This is a genomic window from Geminicoccus sp. (assembly GCF_035556675.1).
GTDB lineage: Bacteria > Pseudomonadota > Alphaproteobacteria > Geminicoccales > Geminicoccaceae > Geminicoccus.
The window spans coordinates 1-15202 of record NZ_DATMFZ010000230.1 but is presented as its reverse complement, the minus strand read 5'-3'; the positions used below and the strand labels follow the sequence as shown (position 1 = coordinate 15202).

Sequence of the window (15202 nt, the reverse complement as noted above, 5' to 3'; positions counted from 1 at the left end):
GGGCGACCCGTTTCCGGCGCTTGGTGAAGGACTACGAGCGCTACGCCAGCACCCTCGCCGATCTCCATCTCGTCGCCTTCGCCTGCATCATGCTCAAGCAGGCCGCTCGACTGACAGCAGGTCCATAACAGCCTCTAGGCCCTGGATGGTGTCGCGTCCGGAAGTGCCGAACAACCGGCCGTCACCGACCGTGCCGGTGATCTTTGCCACGGCGGAAGCCCCTCAAGATGGTTGGTGCAGGGGCCGAAGGCTCTTGCGGTTGTTCCGGAAACGGTAACGGCCATCAACGCGTCGCCAACTCCAGATATCACAAGTGGAGTTCCGGGCTACCACGATCACAGGATTGCTCTTGAAGGGAAGCCACACAGCGGGCCCACCAAGCGTCAACAGCAGCACTACAACCAATAACGGGAAACAGAAATCCGTTCTAGTAATGTGCGATCAACCAAGGTCTGTGTGCATGTCTGCCGGCACACCGGCACCGAGCAGGGCCTGCAGGGTCGCCTGGTCCGGGCCACGCAGAATAACAGCAGCAACGCCTTCCCCGCGGCCCTGGGCGCGTCAGGCTTCGCTGCGATCGACGACAACTTCGACGGCTGGTTCGACTTCCCGAAGGGGGTTGCCAGGCAAGTCGACATCTCGAGCTACGACGGCGGCAGACGGGGCGACGATTCGAGCGAAGGCAAGAACCCCGGCACCTACGTCCGCCCCTGGATGAGCGTCGCGCAGCCGAGCAAGGCTCGCATCCAGCGCGGCTACCGCTACGCCCTGGAGCTCTGCGGAACAAGAGCAGTTTCACGACCAGCGGCTACTGGATCGGGGAAAGCATCGGCATGGGCAACCGGTTCAATCGGACCCGCGGCACTGGCCGCCCCCAATCTACCCGCTGAACGTGTTCCCCTGCCTGGGCACCGGCGACGGCCTGCCGGGCTGGGAGCTGCGCAACCACGCGCAGACTTCGACCAACGCCGGCAGCAACTGGTCGGTGCTCCACACGAGGGCCAGGAGCTTCCGATCTGCCTGGAGCCGGGATGACCGCGCCTCACCTGTCTGCCGCCGATGCGCCAAGCCTGGGCATGAGCGTGGCTGTCGGCCCCGCCTACGACATCCCCGGCCTCTGCGAGGCCTTCGGAGTCGGCCGGTCCCACGTGTTCGACGAGATCGCCCGGGGAAGGCTGCGCGCGACCAAGATCCGTCGGCGGACCGTGTTCGCGGGGACCGATGCGCTGGCCTGGCTGGAAGCCTACAGGAGCGCCAGCAAGCCGCACTCGACGAAGGTGGCCTGAGCGGCGCGGCCTCGGGAACGCTGCCCTCGGCAATGCGGCACCCAGCGGCCAGCGCGTCGTCGGGTTCGGCGGTGGGTCACCGCTGCCGCCACCTGTCGAGCCGGCGCCGGTCGCCACCGTAGGCGTCGGGCACCGCCCAGGCCATGCCTGCAGGGGCCTCGCCCGCGTGCACGATGATCTGCCACCAATGGATCAGGAGGCGCCCTACCTTCTCCACCAACGGCAGTCTCGACCAACGCGAAGGCATGGCGACCAGCCCTGCCTCGATCGATGCGTCGATCGCGTGCTTGCGGCTCGCGATCGCGACGTCGCCGGAGATGAGCAGCCGCCCCTGGGCGACCTGGAGCGGCTACCCCCTCATTAGCTGTGCATGTGGCTGGCTACGGAGCGCATCTGCTCGATGTCAGCCACCATCCAGGTGAGTTGGCAGCTGCGGAAGCGAGAGTCGAGCCGCGGCTCATCCAACAGGCGTCGCAGAATGTCGAGTGGATCCATGATGCCATGGTCAACCACTGCCTGCTCAGCTTTCCGGCCGATCTCGTCTCGCCTGAGCCAGTGGTGAAGCTGCCGGATCGACCTATTGAGGTCCTGACGTGCGCCTTGGTCGATCAGCTCGTCGAGATAGGCCGCAGCGACGATAGGAGATGCTCGCAGCTGGCGGAGTGCATTGTTGTCCCGGCGCAGCAAGGCCGGGTGGTAGACATTGGCCCATCGACTCTTCAGGCAGCCGATCGGGTCGAGGAGGGCCAGCCTCAGGCTGCCACCGGCATAGACCAGTTCGATCGTCTGGGTGCCACGATCCAGATCCGGCTTGGAGATCCCGAGCACGCCGTCGAGGAAGTCGACCCACATGATGCCAGGCCCGTTCGTGACTGGGATCTCGACGATGGCCGTGCTGGGCGTGCATCGGTCGATCGTCGGCTCCAAGAGCCTGCCTCCCGTCGCCTCGGCAATCGCGCAGGCGACATCGCGGGTCCCGATGAAGTCCACGTCCTTGCTGGTGTATGGGCCAAACACCAGCAGCTCGGGGACCGTCAGCGCATAGCGCTCGGCCCAGATGTTCAGGGCCTGCCCTCCGATGAGGAAGGCCGGCTGGTCTTCGATCGCTACGAGGATGTGCTTGAGATCGTGCGGCGAAACCGGTCCGCCGGCGGGGCTCACGCTGCTTTGCGAGCCCAGTTCGGCCTGCCGAGCAGCCGCGATCCGCGGATCATCTCCACCGGCACGAACGACACTTCATGGCGCAGCGCCTGGCGGCTCACTTCACCCGACATGAGCCGAGCATCGTCCTGGGCGCGCTGCTGAGCCTTTTCCGACGCACGATCGGCAGGATCGAACTTTCCAACGCTCACGGCGACATGCTCCTACAAGCCAGGCTCATCACCATCGGCCTGGGTGTCAACGTACATTCCTGGACGTTTACGGACAACTAAATCTATCTCGCGACGTTCCCGCAGCGGTAGCGTCACGCATACCGTGCGCTCCTCGGTACCGCCAAGCGGGCGGTACTGCAGAGGTAGGCAGCGGGCGACGCGGATCAACGCGAGCCACCACTCCCCCAGAAATCCCCATGGCTGGACATTCGTGCTCCAGCCCGCCCGAGCGGCAAGGAGCCGCCACTGCGGCAGCTCCGGTGGCGATGAAGATGCATGCCTGCCGACAGACCGGGACCTGCCTATGGAGCACTCTTGGCCGGAGAACACCCCCGGAAATCCGAGGATCGGGGGACAACGTCGTGGGTCCAGGATCCATGACGCCAATGACGCTCCGACCTATCTTCTTTGTGTGAGCCCGCTGGACGTGTTCACGAGGCCGCTCGCCAGCTGCGGGGCCTTCAGGTTCTGGAGGTCGATGCCGAGAGGAGCGTGGACGCTTCGGGCCGATGGTCACGGGCTTCGGCTCCGCCAGCATGAAGCCATGCCGATGGCCGCCCATTGCTCCTGATTGACCTGTGTTTCCGCCTGGGGCTGCCGTGGGGCTGCCTTAGAAGCAGTCCGTCCCATTCCGGGACTATCGACGTCGGCCAATCTATTGAAATCGTTCGCGGGAATGGTGGAGCCGAACGGGATCGAACCGTCGACCTCTTGAATGCCATTCAAGCGCTCTCCCAGCTGAGCTACGGCCCCGCCCGTCGAACGACGAAGCGCGAGATAGGCGAGCGGCGCGCGGCTGGCAAGAGCCAAATGCACACCGCTGCACCTTTCGCGTCAGCGGCTCTCCTCGTCCTCGTCGCGGCCGCCCTCGATCACGTCGGACATGTCGTCCTCGTCGCCGAGTTCCTCGACGTCCTCGATCAGCGCATCGTCCTCCTCGTCCTCGTCCGTGTCGGCCGGGACGTCCTCGACGTCGTCGTCCTCGGCTTCGACCAGCGCCTCGTCGTCGCCGACCTCGTCGAGCACCTCGGCATCCTCGTCCTCGGTCGCAGCGGCGCCCTTGGCCGTCACCAGATCCTCGTCTTCGACCACCGCGGCACGGGCGGGCCGCGCCTTGCGCACCCGGCTCGCCACCTCGACGTCATAAGGGGTGCCGCAGCTCGGGCAGACGATCGGCGAATTGTTGAGATCGTAGAAGCGCGCGCCGCAGTTCAGGCAGATTCGCTTCGCGCCCCATTCGGGCTTGGCCATCGGGGGGCCTCCGGAGACAGGATGTAGGGAATGTAGGAGAGAACTCGGGCGCGATTGCCACGAGCCACCACCTCTGTCAAAAATCATTTCGCGTGTGCCCGGCGCCGCGCCACGATGATTCACGTCCGGTCCAAGGCGACCGGCAGCTCGAACGGATCCTTTCCCGATGCAGCTTCAGGCGGCCCGTTCCGACGCGCTGACAGGCACTGTGCGCGTGCCCGGCGACAAGTCGATCTCGCACCGCTCCTTGATGTTCGCGGCACTGGCGGTGGGCCAGAGCCGGATCGAGGGCCTGCTGGAGGGCGAGGACGTGCTCGCCACCGCCCATGCCCTGCAACGGCTGGGGGTGGAGATCGCCCGCACCGGTGCTGGTGCCTGGACCGTCCACGGCGTGGGCGTGGGCGGCCTGGCCGAGCCCGCCTGCGTGCTGGACATGGGCAATGCCGGCACCGGGGCCAGGCTGATGATGGGCCTCCTGGCCGGCCACCCGTTCACCAGCATCATGACCGGCGACGGCTCGCTCCGCTCGCGGCCGATGGCGCGGGTGATGAACCCGCTGACGCAGATGGGGGCCAGCTTCGTCGGCCGCTCGGGCAACCGGCTGCCCGCGGCGATCACCGGCAGGCGCGACCTGCTGCCGCTCTCCTATGTGAGCCCGGTGGCCAGTGCCCAGGTGAAGTCGGCGATCCTGCTGGCAGGCCTCCACGCGCCGGGCATCACCAGCGTGACCGAGCCTCTGGCGTCCCGCGACCATACCGAACGGATGCTGGCACACATGGGTGCCACGGTCGAAACCGAACCCCATGGCGAGGACGGCCTCGTCGTGCGGATCACCGGACGGCCGGAACTGCGGCCGGCCTCGTTCCAGGTGCCGGCCGACCCGTCCTCGGCCGCCTTCCCGGTGGCCGCCGCTGCCGCCACGCCGGGCAGCCGGGTGCTGGTGGAGGCGGTGTGCGTGAACCCGCTGCGCATCGGCCTGTTCACCACGCTGGAGGAGATGGGTGCGAAGATCACCCGGCAGAACCAGCGCGACGTCGGCGGCGAGACCGTGGCCGACCTGCTGGTCGAGGGCGGCCCCCTTCAGGGTGTGGACGTGCCGGCCGGCCGGGCGCCGTCCATGATCGACGAGTACCCGGTGCTCTCGGTGGTGGCGGCACTGGCCTGTGGCACCACAAGGATGCGCGGCCTGGCCGAGCTGCGGGTCAAGGAAAGCGACCGGCTCGCCACCATGGCGGAGGGACTTGCCGCCTGTGGTGCGAAGGTCGAGATCGAGGGCGACGACCTGATCGTGCACGGCACGGGCGGGACGGCGCTGGCCGGTGGCGTGACGATCAATGCCAGGCTCGACCACCGCATCGCCATGAGCTTCCTGGTGCTGGGCGGGCTGGCGCAGGAGCCGGTGGGCGTGGAGGGTGCCGAGGCGATCTTCACGAGCTTTCCGGGCTTCGTGCAGCTCATGAACGGCCTGGGCGCCAAGATCACGGAGGAACTGGCGTGAGCACGCTCGTGATCGCGGTGGACGGCCCGGCGGCATCGGGCAAGAGCACGCTCGCCCGGCGCCTGGCCCGGCAGTTCGGCCTGGAGTTCCTGGACACCGGCCTGCTCTACCGGGCCCTGGCCCGCCGGATGATCGATGCCGGCCAGGACCTGGACGATGCGGCGGCGGCAGCCGCGATGGCGCCGCGGATCACGGTAGCCGACACCTGCCGCGACGACCTGCGTGCCGAGGAGGTCGGCAACGGCGCCTCCAGGGTGGCGGCCTTCCCGGCGGTGCGCGCGGCCCTGCTGGAAGCCCAGCGCCGCTTCGCCGCCACCCCGCCGGGGGCCGTGCTGGCCGGCCGGGACATCGGCACGGTGGTCTGCCCCGGCGCCACCGTGAAGCTGTGGGTGACCGCAAGCGTCGAGGAACGCGCATTCCGCCGCCATGCGGAGTTGCAAAGGCGTGGCGAGAACGCTAGCTTTCCAGCCGTGCTGGAAGAAATGCGTGAGCGTGATCGTCGCGACGGGGGTCGGGCGGTCGCGCCCATGGTCGTTGCGCCGGACGCTCGGGTTCTCGACAATACCGACATGGATCCCGAAACCGCCTTTCGGGCGGCGGTCGCCATGGTCGAGGAAGCCCGCGCTCTCAGCGCCTGACGGTTTCGCCGCACCTCGTCATCGCCACCTCGAGCCCGGTGCCGCCCGCGGCAGCCGGTTTATCCCGGAGTTTGCATGCAAGAACTCGCCACCGCCTCCTCCGCCGCCCGCGAGGACTTCGCTGCGATGCTCGACGAGAGCTTCGGCCGCAGCGATCGTCTGGAAGGTTCGGTCGTCAAGGGCCGGATCATCGCGATCGACGGCGACGAGGCCATCGTCGACGTGGGACTGAAGGCCGAAGGCCGTGTCTCGCTCAAGGAGTTCTCCACCCAGGGCCAGCCGCCCGAGGTGAACGTCGGCGATCAGGTCGACATCTATGTCGAGCGGTTCGAGAACAAGAACGGCGAGGCCGTCCTCAGCCGTGACAAGGCGCGGCGCGAGGAGAGCTGGAACCGGCTGGAAGCGGCGTTCACCGCCGAGCAGAAGGTCGAGGGCCACATCTTCGGCCGGGTCAAGGGCGGCTTCGCCGTCGACCTGGGCGGTGCCGTGGCGTTCCTGCCGGGCTCGCAGGTCGACATCCGCCCGGTGCGCGAGGTCGGCCACCTGGTCGGCAAGCCCGAGCCGTTCCTGATCCTCAAGATGGATCGCCGCCGCGGCAACATCGTGGTCTCCCGCCGGGCCGTGCTCGAGGAGAGCCGGGCCGAGCAGCGCAACGAGCTGCTGGCCAACCTGCGCGAAGGCCAGATCATCGACGGCGTGGTCAAGAACATCACCGACTACGGTGCGTTCGTCGACCTGGGCGGCCTGGACGGCCTGCTCCACGTCACCGACATCAGCTGGAAGCGCGTGGCGCACCCGACCGACGTGCTCCAGGTCGGCCAGAACGTCCGCGTCCAGGTGATCCGCTTCAACCGCGAGACCCAGCGCATCAGCCTCGGCATGAAGCAGCTCGAGGCGGATCCGTGGGAAGGCGTCGAGGCCAAGTACCCGGTGGGTGCGAAGTACACCGGCCGCGTCACCAACATCACCGACTACGGCGCCTTCGTGGAGCTGGAGCCTGGTGTGGAGGGCCTGGTCCACGTCTCCGAGATGAGCTGGACCAAGAAGAACATCCACCCCGGCAAGATCGTCTCCACCTCCCAGGAGGTCGAGGTGATGGTGCTGGAGGTCGATGCCGACAAGCGCCGCATCTCGCTGGGCCTCAAGCAGGTCATGCAGAACCCGTGGGAGAGCTTCGCCGAGAAGTATCCGGCGGGCACGATCGTCGAGGGCGAGGTCAAGAACATCACCGAGTTCGGCGTGTTCCTGGGCCTCGACGAAGACATCGACGGCATGGTCCACCTGACCGACCTGTCCTGGGAGATGGACGGCGAGCAGGCCGCCCAGAACTACAAGAAGGGCGACGTCGTCAAGGCGGTGGTGCTCGAGGTCGACATCGAGAAGGAGCGCATCTCCCTCGGCGTCAAGCAGCTGGCGGGCGACCCCTTCAAGGAGGCCGTCTCCGGCGTGAAGCGGGGTGACCGCGTCACCTGCACCGTCAAGGAGGTGACCCCGGGCGGCCTCGAGGTCGAGACCAGCGGCGGTGCGCCGGGCTTCATCCGCAAGATGGAGCTGGCGCGCGACCGGCAGGACCAGCGCCCGGACCGCTTCGCGGTCGGCGAGAAGGTCGATGCCCGGGTCCAGGCGGTCGATCTGCAGTCGCGCAAGCTGCAGCTCTCGATCAAGGCGCTGGAGCTAGCCGACGAGAAGCAGGCCATGGCCGAGTACGGCTCGTCCGACAGCGGCGCCTCGCTGGGCGACATCCTGGGTGCCGCCCTGCGGCGCAAGCAGGAGGAGCAGAGCACCGACAGCGAGTGATCGCTTGAGGCGTCTCATGCCCGCTCGAACGGAAGGGGTGGCTTCGGCCACCCCTTTTCCGTTGGGGCTCATCCCGGCCCGCGGTCAGCGCCGAGCAGGCCGCGCACCACGTCGAGCAGGACCTCGGCCCCCGCCACCAGCGCCTCGGGCGCGGTGTACTCTGCCGGATTGTGGCTGATCCCGTCCCGGCTCGGCACGAAGATCATGGCGCTGGGGCAGATCCGGGCCAGCATCTGCGCATCATGGCCGGCACCCGACGTCATCCGGCGCACCGGCAGCCCACGCTTGGCCGCTGCCTGCTCGATCCGCGCCACCAGTGCCGGATCGAAGCGCACCGGCTGGAAGCGGGCTAGGCGTTCGGTGGTGATCGCCACGCCTTCCGCGGCCGCGACCTCTGCAACCAGGCCTGACAGTGCCGCCTCGGCCGCCGCCAGCCTCCCCTCGTCCGGATCGCGCAGGTCGACGGTCAGCACTGCCGCTCCCGGGATCACATTGATCGCGTCCGGCTCCAGCCGCAGCGAGCCCACGGTCGCGACCGTGCCGCCCTCCGCCAGTGCCCGCAGGCCGGTGACGATCCTGGCCGCGGCATGGCCGGCATCCTGGCGCAGCGCCATGGGCGTGGTGCCGGCATGGTTGGCCCGACCCTCGATCCGCAGGCGCTGCCAGGAAATGCCCTGCAGGTCCGCCACCGCGCCGATGGCGGCGGCGTCCTGCTCCAGGACCGGCCCCTGCTCGACATGCAGTTCCAGATAGGCGGCCGGCCGGATCGTGCCCGGTACCATGCTGCCGGCATAGCCGATCCGCCGCAGTTCCTCGCCCAGCACCGTCCCGTCCGTGCCGATGCTGGCCAGCGCCTCGGCCAGGTCCAGCCCGCCGGCGTGGACCAGCGAGCCCATCATGTCCGGAGCGAAGCGCACGCCTTCCTCGTTGGTGAACGCCGCCACCGCTAGGGGCCGGGCCGGTACGAGCCCTTCGGCACGCAGCGCCTCGACCACGGCGAGCCCGGCCAGCACCCCGTAGCAGCCGTCATAGATCCCGGCATCGATCACCGTGTCGATGTGCGAGCCGACCATGACGGGCTGGCCGGCACCTGCCTGCCAGATGCCGAACAGGTTGCCGATCGCGTCCACCGCGACCTCCAGCCCCGCCCCCTGCAGCCATCGGGCCAGCAGGTCGCGCCCGGCCCGGTCGGCATCGCTGGCGGCCAGCCGCACCAGCCGGCCGCGCGCGTCCCGGCCGACCTCGCCCAGCTCCCTCAGGCGGGCCAGCAGCACCCGCCCGTCGATCCCGGCACTCACGCCACCAGTTCCCGGTAGCGCGCCGGATCGGTGGCACCCTCGGTGACGAACAGGAGCACGCGGGCCTGCCCGTCCAGGCCCAGCGCCGCCCGCATCTGGCCATCCTCCGCCACGCGCAGCAGGCCGGCCAACCCCGCGGCGCCGCTCTCGCCGGCCGTCACCGCCTGATCCTCGCCGCCGGGCCAAGCCAGGCAGCGCATCGCCGCCACCGCGTCCGCCTCGTCGACGGTCATGAAGGCGTCGGCCGAACGTGCCAGTACCCGCCAGGCGATGCGCGAGGCTTCCTGGCATTCCAGCATCGCCATCACGGTGGGCTCGCCATGCGGCAGGCGTACGACCTCCCCGGCCTCGGCGGCTGCCAGTACGCAGGCGGCCCTGGCCGGCTCGACCACCACGATCCGCGGCCGGTCCGCCTCGCTGAAGACCAGGCGGCAATGCGCGGCCACGGCCGCCGCGACACCGCCCACCCCGGCCTGGATGAACACATGGGTAGGCGGCCGGGCGACCTGGCCCAGCGCCTCGCTCACCATCCTGGTATAGCCCTGCATCACCAGGGCCGGGATCTGCTCGTAGCCCGGCCAGGACGTGTCGGAGACGACCGTCCAGCCATGTTCCCCGCAGACCCGCGCCGCGTCGGCCACCGAATCGTCATAGCTGCCGGCGACCCGGACGACCTCCGCGCCGTAGGACGCGATGGCATCGACCCGGCCGGCGCTGACCCCGCCATGGACGAAGATGACGGCCTTCGCCCCGACCAGCTGAGCACCCCAGGCGACCGAGCGGCCGTGATTGCCGTCGGTGGCACAGCCGAAGGTCAGGCCTCCGGCGATCGCCCGCACCTCCGGCCGGTCCAGATCGGCGAATGCCACCGGCCGGCCCAGCTGCTTGGCCGCCGCCTCGCGCACCAGCGTCGCAACCGCATAGGCACCGCCCAGCGCCTTGAAGCTGCCCAGGCCTAAGCGCCCGCCCTCGTCCTTCACCAGCACCGCGCCCAGGTCCAGGCGCTGGGCCAGGTCCGGCAGGCTGACCAGCCGCGTGGCATGAGCAGCCCCCACATGCTGCAGGAACTCCTGCAACTCACCCAGCCCGTCCCGGCCCAGCATCGCCTGGTCGGCCGGCGCCAGCGCCAGGCCGAATTCCGGAAGATCGTTCAATCGCACCATCTGGCTCTCCTCTCTCGGGGCATGGATATTGCGCTTTGCCCGAGAAGTGCGCCCTGATCCGGTGGTCTCGATGCAACATTGTTGCGAGTTCGCCCGCCCCATGGCCGATTCCATTCTCGACCGGTTCGACCGCGCGATCCTGGCGATCCTCCAGGAGGACAACACCACGCCACTGCGCCGGATCGGCGAGCTGGTCCATCTGTCCGCCGCCGCGGTGCAGCGGCGAATCCGGCGGCTGGAGCAGACCGGCGTGATCCAGGCGAACACGGCGCAGCTCGACCCGGCCAGGCTCGGCCGCGCCATCACCCTGATCGTGGAGATCTCGGTCGAGAGCGAGCGGCTGGACCTGCTGGACGCGACCCAGGCACGGCTGGCCGCCGCCCCGGAGATCCAGCAGTGCTACTACGTCACCGGCGAGAGCGACTTCGTGCTGATCGTGACGGTCAGGACCATGGCCGAGTACCAGGCGCTGACCCGCCGGCTGTTCTTCGCCGACGGCAACGTGAAGAGCTTTCGCACCCATGTGGTGATGGACCGGATCAAGACCGGCACCCGGATCCCGGTCGACTGACCCGGCCGGGTGGCGAGGCTCCCGCTGGGCCGGCTAGCCCGCCTCATCGGCCCGATTGCTCAGGTGCAGGATGACGCTCCCATCGCCGGTCAGCGAGCCCGGCTCGATCTTGCCCAGGCGCGACAGGCGCACCGAGCTGCACACGTCGCCGCCGATCGCGAGCACATGGTCCGGGCGCACGCTGACCAACACCTGGGCAATGGCGGAAGGTTCGTCCGTCAGGGCAGTTCCCTCGCCGCCATCCGGCCAGCCGCAGCGGGTCAGGACCACGTCGCCGATCGCGAAAGCCCGCTCGCCTGCCCGATAGCCCCAGAATGGCGCACCCGCCTCGCCCTGCCGCCGCTTGGCGAAGGCATCCCGGCCATAGTCGTGGTGGCGGCCGCTGAAGGCGAAGCGATGGTAGGCGGGAATGATCACTGCAGCGTTGCGGACCATGAAGGACAGTGCCGCTGCCGACCAGCCCGGTCCGCCCGCCCTGCCCTCGCCGAGGCTTTGCCACATCTCCTCGACATGGCCGGCGAACGGGGCCCGGTCCGCCTTGCCCAGCCCCTGGGCAAAGCGCAGCCATTCCCGCACCGCCTGGGCGATCAGGGCCTCGCGCCCGGCCGTGACCGGCTGGCGCAGGGTCGATCGGCCCTCCTGTTCGGCCGGCACCACGCCCGCGAGGTCGCGGCCACCCGCCCTTACCACCACGCGCACCCAGCCCGGTGCATCCGCCTGCCCCAGCAGCTCGACCGGCTGCCCGAGATGCAGGATGCTCAGCCGTGACCATGGCGCCACCGCCGGCTGTGCGCACAGGTTCAGCGTCTCGACATCCACGTAGCGGAGCATGGGCGCCTTCTTGGCATGGCCGATCGAGGGGATGGAGGAACCAGTCTAGGGGGCGGCCTCCGGGTCGCTGTGACGGGAGTCACGCAGCCGCTGCCTCGAGACGTACACAAGTCCGCATCATGCTCGATTGGCCACCATGGCTGTTCCGGACGCTACCCACCAACGCACGGCTTGTTCCACTCCAGGCAGGAGATTACGGTCCCGCGCGCGACAGCGTAGAACCAAGTCCCGTCGGGAGTGACGTTTGAGCGATTCGAGTTGGTGGTCGGAGGCTGGCAGCATCTGCGCCCATGACCCGGGCTTCGACGAGGGGGCGGTGGTCCCGCCGATCTACCAGACCTCGTTGTTCACCTTCGGCTCCTATGCCGAGATGCGCCAGGTCTTTGCCGGCGAGAAGCAGCGGTCCATCTACAGCCGGGTGGGCAACCCGAGCGTGCGGGTGTTCGAGGAGAAGCTGGCCCGCCTGGAAGGCACCGAGCAGGCCAAGGCGTTCGCCTCGGGCATGGCGGCGATCAGCGGCACCGTCCTGGCTCATGTCGCGAGCGGCGACCGGATCGTGGCGGTGCGCCACCTCTACCCGGACGCCTACCGCTTCTTCCAGACCATGCTGCCGAAGCTCGGCGTCACGGTCGACTATGTGGACGGCAGCGACCTGGGTGCGGTCGAGCGGGCCCTGCCGGGGGCGAAGCTCCTCTACCTGGAGAGCCCGACCTCCTGGCTGTTCGAGGTCCAGGACCTGGCCGCGATCGCCAGGCTCGCCAAGGCCGCGGGCGTGGTCACGGTCGCCGACAACAGCTGGGCCACGCCGATCTTCCAGCGCCCGGCGACGCACGGCATCGACTTCGTCCTCCATTCCGCGTCGAAATACCTGTCCGGGCACAGCGACACGGTGGCGGGCGTAGTGTGCGGCAGCGCCGCCGGGATCGAGCAGATCTCCGCCACCAGCGTGCCCTATCTGGGTGCCAAGCTCGCCCCGTTCGAGGCATTCCTGCTGCTGCGCGGGCTGCGCACCCTGCCGGCCCGGATGCTGGCCCAGGAGAACGCCGGCATCGCGGTCGCCACGGCGCTGGCGAAGATGCCGGGCGTGGCGCGGGTGCTGCATCCGACGCTGGCGGGCAAGGTGGACGAGCGCCAGCTCCTGGGCAGTTCGTCCCTGTTCTCCTTCGAGGCGGCTCCCGGGCTCGACATCGAGCGGTTCTGCGACGCGCTGCGGCTGTTCCGGCTGGGCGTCAGCTGGGGCGGCCATGAGAGCCTGGTGATCCCGGCCGCGATCGCGCACGAGCAGGCCGGCGGCCCGAACTCCGTGATCGACTTCGGCGTCAGCCCGCGCATCATCCGGCTCCATGTCGGGCTGGAATCGTCCGATGCGCTGATCGCCGACCTGAAGCAGGCGCTGGACAGTGCCGGCGGCGAGGTGGTGCCGGCTGCGCCCGCGCAACCGGTGAAGAAGGGCTGGTGGGCGAAGAGGCCGCGGAGCACCTGAGGTCCGGCGGGACGCACGGACCGTTCGGGGGTCCGCCAGGAGGACAGCGGGCCGCTCCCGGCCCGCCCAGGAGGGGAGACGAGCCATGTTGAGGTCGATGGCGGCGGGTGCACTGGCGCTCGCCCTGACGGCAGGCAGCGCACTGGCCGATACCACGCTCCGGCTGACCGAGGTGATCACCAGCCCGCAGCGCACCGAGCATCTGAAGGGCATGATCGCCAAGTTCGAGGCGGCCAACCCGGGCGTGACGGTCGAGGTGACCTCCCTGCCCTGGGGCCAGGCCTTCGAGAAGCTCGCCACCATGGTCCAGGGCGGCAACATCCCCGACGTGGTCGAGATGCCCGACCGCTGGCTGGCGCTGTATGCCGCCAACGGCCAGCTGGAGGATCTGTCGGCCTACCTGAAGGACTGGCCGGTCACCGAGCAGCTCACCGACCGCGCGGTGCAGTTCGGCTCCTGGTACAACGACACGCCCTACATGATTCCGTACGGCTTCTACATCCGGGCGATGTTCTGGAACAAGGAGCTGTTCGCTGAAGCCGGGATGACCGAGCCGCCCAGGACCACGGCGGAATTCGTCGAGGCGTCGCGCAAGATCGCGGCGCTGGGTGGCGGCAAGACCGGCTACTGCCTGCGCGGCGGCCCGGGCGCCACCAACGGCTACATCATGTTCATGCTGAACGAGCTGGGCTCCAACGAGTTCTTCGACGCGGAGGGCAACTCGACCCTGGACAAGCCCGAGGCGGTGCGCGGCCTCCAGATCCTGGCCGACATGTACCGGGAAGGCCTGGTGCCGAAGGACAGCGTCAACTGGGGCTTCAACGAGATCGTGGCTGGCTTCTATTCCGGCACCTGCGCCATGCTCGACCAGGACCCGGACGCGCTGATCGCGGTGGCCGAGCGCATGCCCGCGGACAAGTTCGCGGTGGCGCCGATGCCGCTGGGCCCCGCCGGCAAGTCCTTCCCGACCATGGGCTATGCCGGCTGGGCGATGTTCTCGTCGACCGAGCACAAGGACGAGAGCTGGAAGCTGATCGCCCATCTCTCCTCGCCGGAGATGAACCTGGAATGGGCCAAGGTCGTGGGCGTGATCCCGATCCACAAGGGTGCCGAGAAGGACCCGTTCTTCGACACCGAGCAGTATCGCGGCTGGTTCACCGAGCTGAACGACCCGCGCTGGCAGCTCACCGCCATGCCCACCTATCTGGAGGAGTTCGGCTTCTTCGCCGACCAGATCTCGATCTCGGGCGGCCAGGAGCTGCTGCTGGGCCAGCGCACGCCCGAGGACGTCGCCGGTGAGTGGGCCGCCTACCTGACCGAGGCGCAGAAGAAATGGCTGGCCGCGCGCTGAGGCTTGCCGGGAAAGCTCCGGCCGGGCGCCGGAGCTTCCGCTCGATCGCCGAGCCCTGGACCTATCTCTCGCCGACCCTGGTCCTGATCGCCCTTTTGATGCTGGTCCCGCTGGTGGTCGGCATCGGCTTCGCCTTCCAGAACGTCCAGATCCTGAACCCGTTCAAGCGCGGCTTCGTGGGCCTGGCCCATTTCCAGGCGATCGCGCGGGACCCGATCTTCTGGCAGGCGCTGGTCAACACGCTGTGGTGGACCTTCGCCTCGCTGATCCTCCAGTTCCTCCTGGGCCTGGGCTTGGCCCTGCTGCTCTGGCGCGAGTTCAAGGGCAAGCGGCTGGTCCAGGCGATCGTGTTCCTGCCCTGGGCGGTGCCGTCCTTCCTGTCCGGCCTGACGTTCGCCTGGCTGTTCAACCCGGTGGTGGGTCCAATCCCGCACTGGCTGCACGCGCTGGGCCTCCTGGCGTCGCCGGACAACATCCTGGCCGCCCCGGCGCTCGCCATGTGGGGGCCGATCACCGCGAACGTCTGGTGGGGCATCCCGTTCTTCGCCATCACCATCCTGGCGGCCCTGCAGTCGATCCCGAACGAGATGTACGAGGCGGCCGCGATCGACGGGGCCGGCACGCTCGCGCGCTTTCGCCATGTGACGCTCGCCTATCTGGTG

General features: G+C 68.8%; 15 protein-coding genes, 1 tRNA gene and 1 pseudogene. 9 read left to right on the top strand and 8 right to left on the bottom strand.

Translation table 11 applies throughout. The annotated features are described in order from the left end of the window. A pseudogene (locus tag VNS22_RS16545) lies at nucleotides 1–128 on the top strand (IS5/IS1182 family transposase); the annotation flags it as partial. A gap of 903 nt (nucleotides 129–1031) precedes the next feature. Further along, nucleotides 1032–1286: a helix-turn-helix domain-containing protein gene (locus VNS22_RS16540; RefSeq protein ID WP_325734327.1), complete on the top strand. Its 255-nt coding sequence runs from the start codon at nucleotides 1032–1034 to the stop codon at nucleotides 1284–1286. A gap of 76 nt (nucleotides 1287–1362) precedes the next feature. Here the strand turns inward: VNS22_RS16540 and VNS22_RS16535 are convergent, their stop codons facing one another. The 5 genes from VNS22_RS16535 to VNS22_RS16515 form a co-directional block, all read right to left on the bottom strand. Next, on the bottom strand, nucleotides 1363–1506 hold the full coding sequence (locus VNS22_RS16535) for a hypothetical protein (protein WP_325734326.1): 144 nt from the start codon (nucleotides 1504–1506) through the stop codon (nucleotides 1363–1365). 140 nt (nucleotides 1507–1646) lie between these two features. Next, the gene (locus VNS22_RS16530; protein ID WP_325734325.1) at nucleotides 1647–2447 is read right to left on the bottom strand and encodes a hypothetical protein; all 801 of its coding nucleotides are present in this window, start codon (nucleotides 2445–2447) and stop codon (nucleotides 1647–1649) included. Next, on the bottom strand, nucleotides 2444–2638 hold the full coding sequence (locus tag VNS22_RS16525; protein WP_325734323.1) for a hypothetical protein: 195 nt from the start codon (nucleotides 2636–2638) through the stop codon (nucleotides 2444–2446). Before VNS22_RS16525 ends, VNS22_RS16530 begins: the two co-directional genes overlap by 4 nt. Before the next feature lie 698 nt (nucleotides 2639–3336). Continuing rightward, nucleotides 3337–3412, bottom strand: a tRNA-Ala gene (locus tag VNS22_RS16520). 81 nt (nucleotides 3413–3493) lie between these two features. Next, nucleotides 3494–3910, bottom strand: a complete 417-nt coding sequence (locus VNS22_RS16515) for a TIGR02300 family protein (RefSeq protein ID WP_325734322.1) — start codon at nucleotides 3908–3910, stop codon at nucleotides 3494–3496. Between the two features lie 166 nt (nucleotides 3911–4076). On the opposite strand from VNS22_RS16515, the gene aroA reads away from it, so the two are divergent. The 3 genes from aroA to rpsA all read left to right on the top strand — a co-directional run bounded on the left by aroA (nucleotide 4077) and on the right by rpsA (nucleotide 7843). Next, nucleotides 4077–5408 carry a 3-phosphoshikimate 1-carboxyvinyltransferase gene (gene aroA, locus VNS22_RS16510; protein ID WP_325734320.1) on the top strand — a complete coding sequence of 444 codons (1332 nt, stop codon included), beginning with the start codon at nucleotides 4077–4079 and terminating at the stop codon, nucleotides 5406–5408. Further along, complete coding sequence (gene cmk, locus VNS22_RS16505; protein ID WP_325734318.1) at nucleotides 5405–6046, top strand: (d)CMP kinase; 642 nt, start codon at nucleotides 5405–5407, stop codon at nucleotides 6044–6046. The genes aroA and cmk overlap by 4 nt, the downstream gene beginning before the upstream one ends. 75 nt (nucleotides 6047–6121) lie before the next feature. Next, nucleotides 6122–7843, top strand: coding sequence for a 30S ribosomal protein S1 (rpsA, locus tag VNS22_RS16500; protein WP_325734316.1), 1722 nt, complete (start codon nucleotides 6122–6124; stop codon nucleotides 7841–7843). Between the two features lie 68 nt (nucleotides 7844–7911). Here the strand turns inward: rpsA and VNS22_RS16495 are convergent, their stop codons facing one another. Next, nucleotides 7912–9141 (bottom strand): Zn-dependent hydrolase, encoded by a 1230-nt coding sequence (locus VNS22_RS16495; protein WP_325734314.1) that lies wholly within the window; start codon nucleotides 9139–9141, stop codon nucleotides 7912–7914. Next, nucleotides 9138–10304: a diaminopropionate ammonia-lyase gene (locus tag VNS22_RS16490; protein ID WP_325734312.1), complete on the bottom strand. Its 1167-nt coding sequence runs from the start codon at nucleotides 10302–10304 to the stop codon at nucleotides 9138–9140. The genes VNS22_RS16495 and VNS22_RS16490 overlap by 4 nt, the downstream gene beginning before the upstream one ends. 100 nt (nucleotides 10305–10404) lie before the next feature. On the opposite strand from VNS22_RS16490, the gene VNS22_RS16485 reads away from it, so the two are divergent. After that, complete coding sequence (locus VNS22_RS16485; RefSeq protein ID WP_325734310.1) at nucleotides 10405–10875, top strand: Lrp/AsnC family transcriptional regulator; 471 nt, start codon at nucleotides 10405–10407, stop codon at nucleotides 10873–10875. A gap of 33 nt (nucleotides 10876–10908) precedes the next feature. Here the strand turns inward: VNS22_RS16485 and VNS22_RS16480 are convergent, their stop codons facing one another. Then, entirely contained in the window at nucleotides 10909–11706 is a 798-nt protein-coding gene (locus VNS22_RS16480; protein WP_325734308.1) for a DUF2272 domain-containing protein, read from the bottom strand. A gap of 244 nt (nucleotides 11707–11950) precedes the next feature. Between VNS22_RS16480 and VNS22_RS16475 the strand changes: the two genes are divergently transcribed. From VNS22_RS16475 to VNS22_RS16465, 3 genes are all read left to right on the top strand, one after another. Further along, nucleotides 11951–13189, top strand: a complete 1239-nt coding sequence (locus VNS22_RS16475; RefSeq protein WP_325734306.1) for a PLP-dependent transferase — start codon at nucleotides 11951–11953, stop codon at nucleotides 13187–13189. 88 nt (nucleotides 13190–13277) lie between these two features. Further along, nucleotides 13278–14540, top strand: coding sequence for an ABC transporter substrate-binding protein (locus VNS22_RS16470; RefSeq protein ID WP_414653371.1), 1263 nt, complete (start codon nucleotides 13278–13280; stop codon nucleotides 14538–14540). Beyond that, nucleotides 14522–15202 (top strand): sugar ABC transporter permease (locus tag VNS22_RS16465; RefSeq protein ID WP_325734302.1); only part of this gene is annotated, 681 nt, incomplete at its 3' end. The genes VNS22_RS16470 and VNS22_RS16465, both read left to right, overlap by 19 nt.

Bases quoted from the DNA above. Each gene is read 5' to 3' on its own strand.
- rpsA (WP_325734316.1), top strand. From the start codon at position 6,122: ATGCAAGAACTCGCCACCGCCTCCTCCGCCGCCCGCGAGGACTTCGCT.
- aroA (WP_325734320.1), top strand. From the start codon at position 4,077: ATGCAGCTTCAGGCGGCCCGTTCCGACGCGCTGACAGGCACTGTGCGC.
- VNS22_RS16515 (WP_325734322.1), bottom strand. From the start codon at position 3,910: ATGGCCAAGCCCGAATGGGGCGCGAAGCGAATCTGCCTGAACTGCGGC.
- VNS22_RS16485 (WP_325734310.1), top strand. From the start codon at position 10,405: ATGGCCGATTCCATTCTCGACCGGTTCGACCGCGCGATCCTGGCGATC.
- VNS22_RS16540 (WP_325734327.1), top strand. From the start codon at position 1,032: ATGACCGCGCCTCACCTGTCTGCCGCCGATGCGCCAAGCCTGGGCATG.
- VNS22_RS16490 (WP_325734312.1), bottom strand. From the start codon at position 10,304: ATGGTGCGATTGAACGATCTTCCGGAATTCGGCCTGGCGCTGGCGCCG.
- VNS22_RS16480 (WP_325734308.1), bottom strand. From the start codon at position 11,706: ATGCTCCGCTACGTGGATGTCGAGACGCTGAACCTGTGCGCACAGCCG.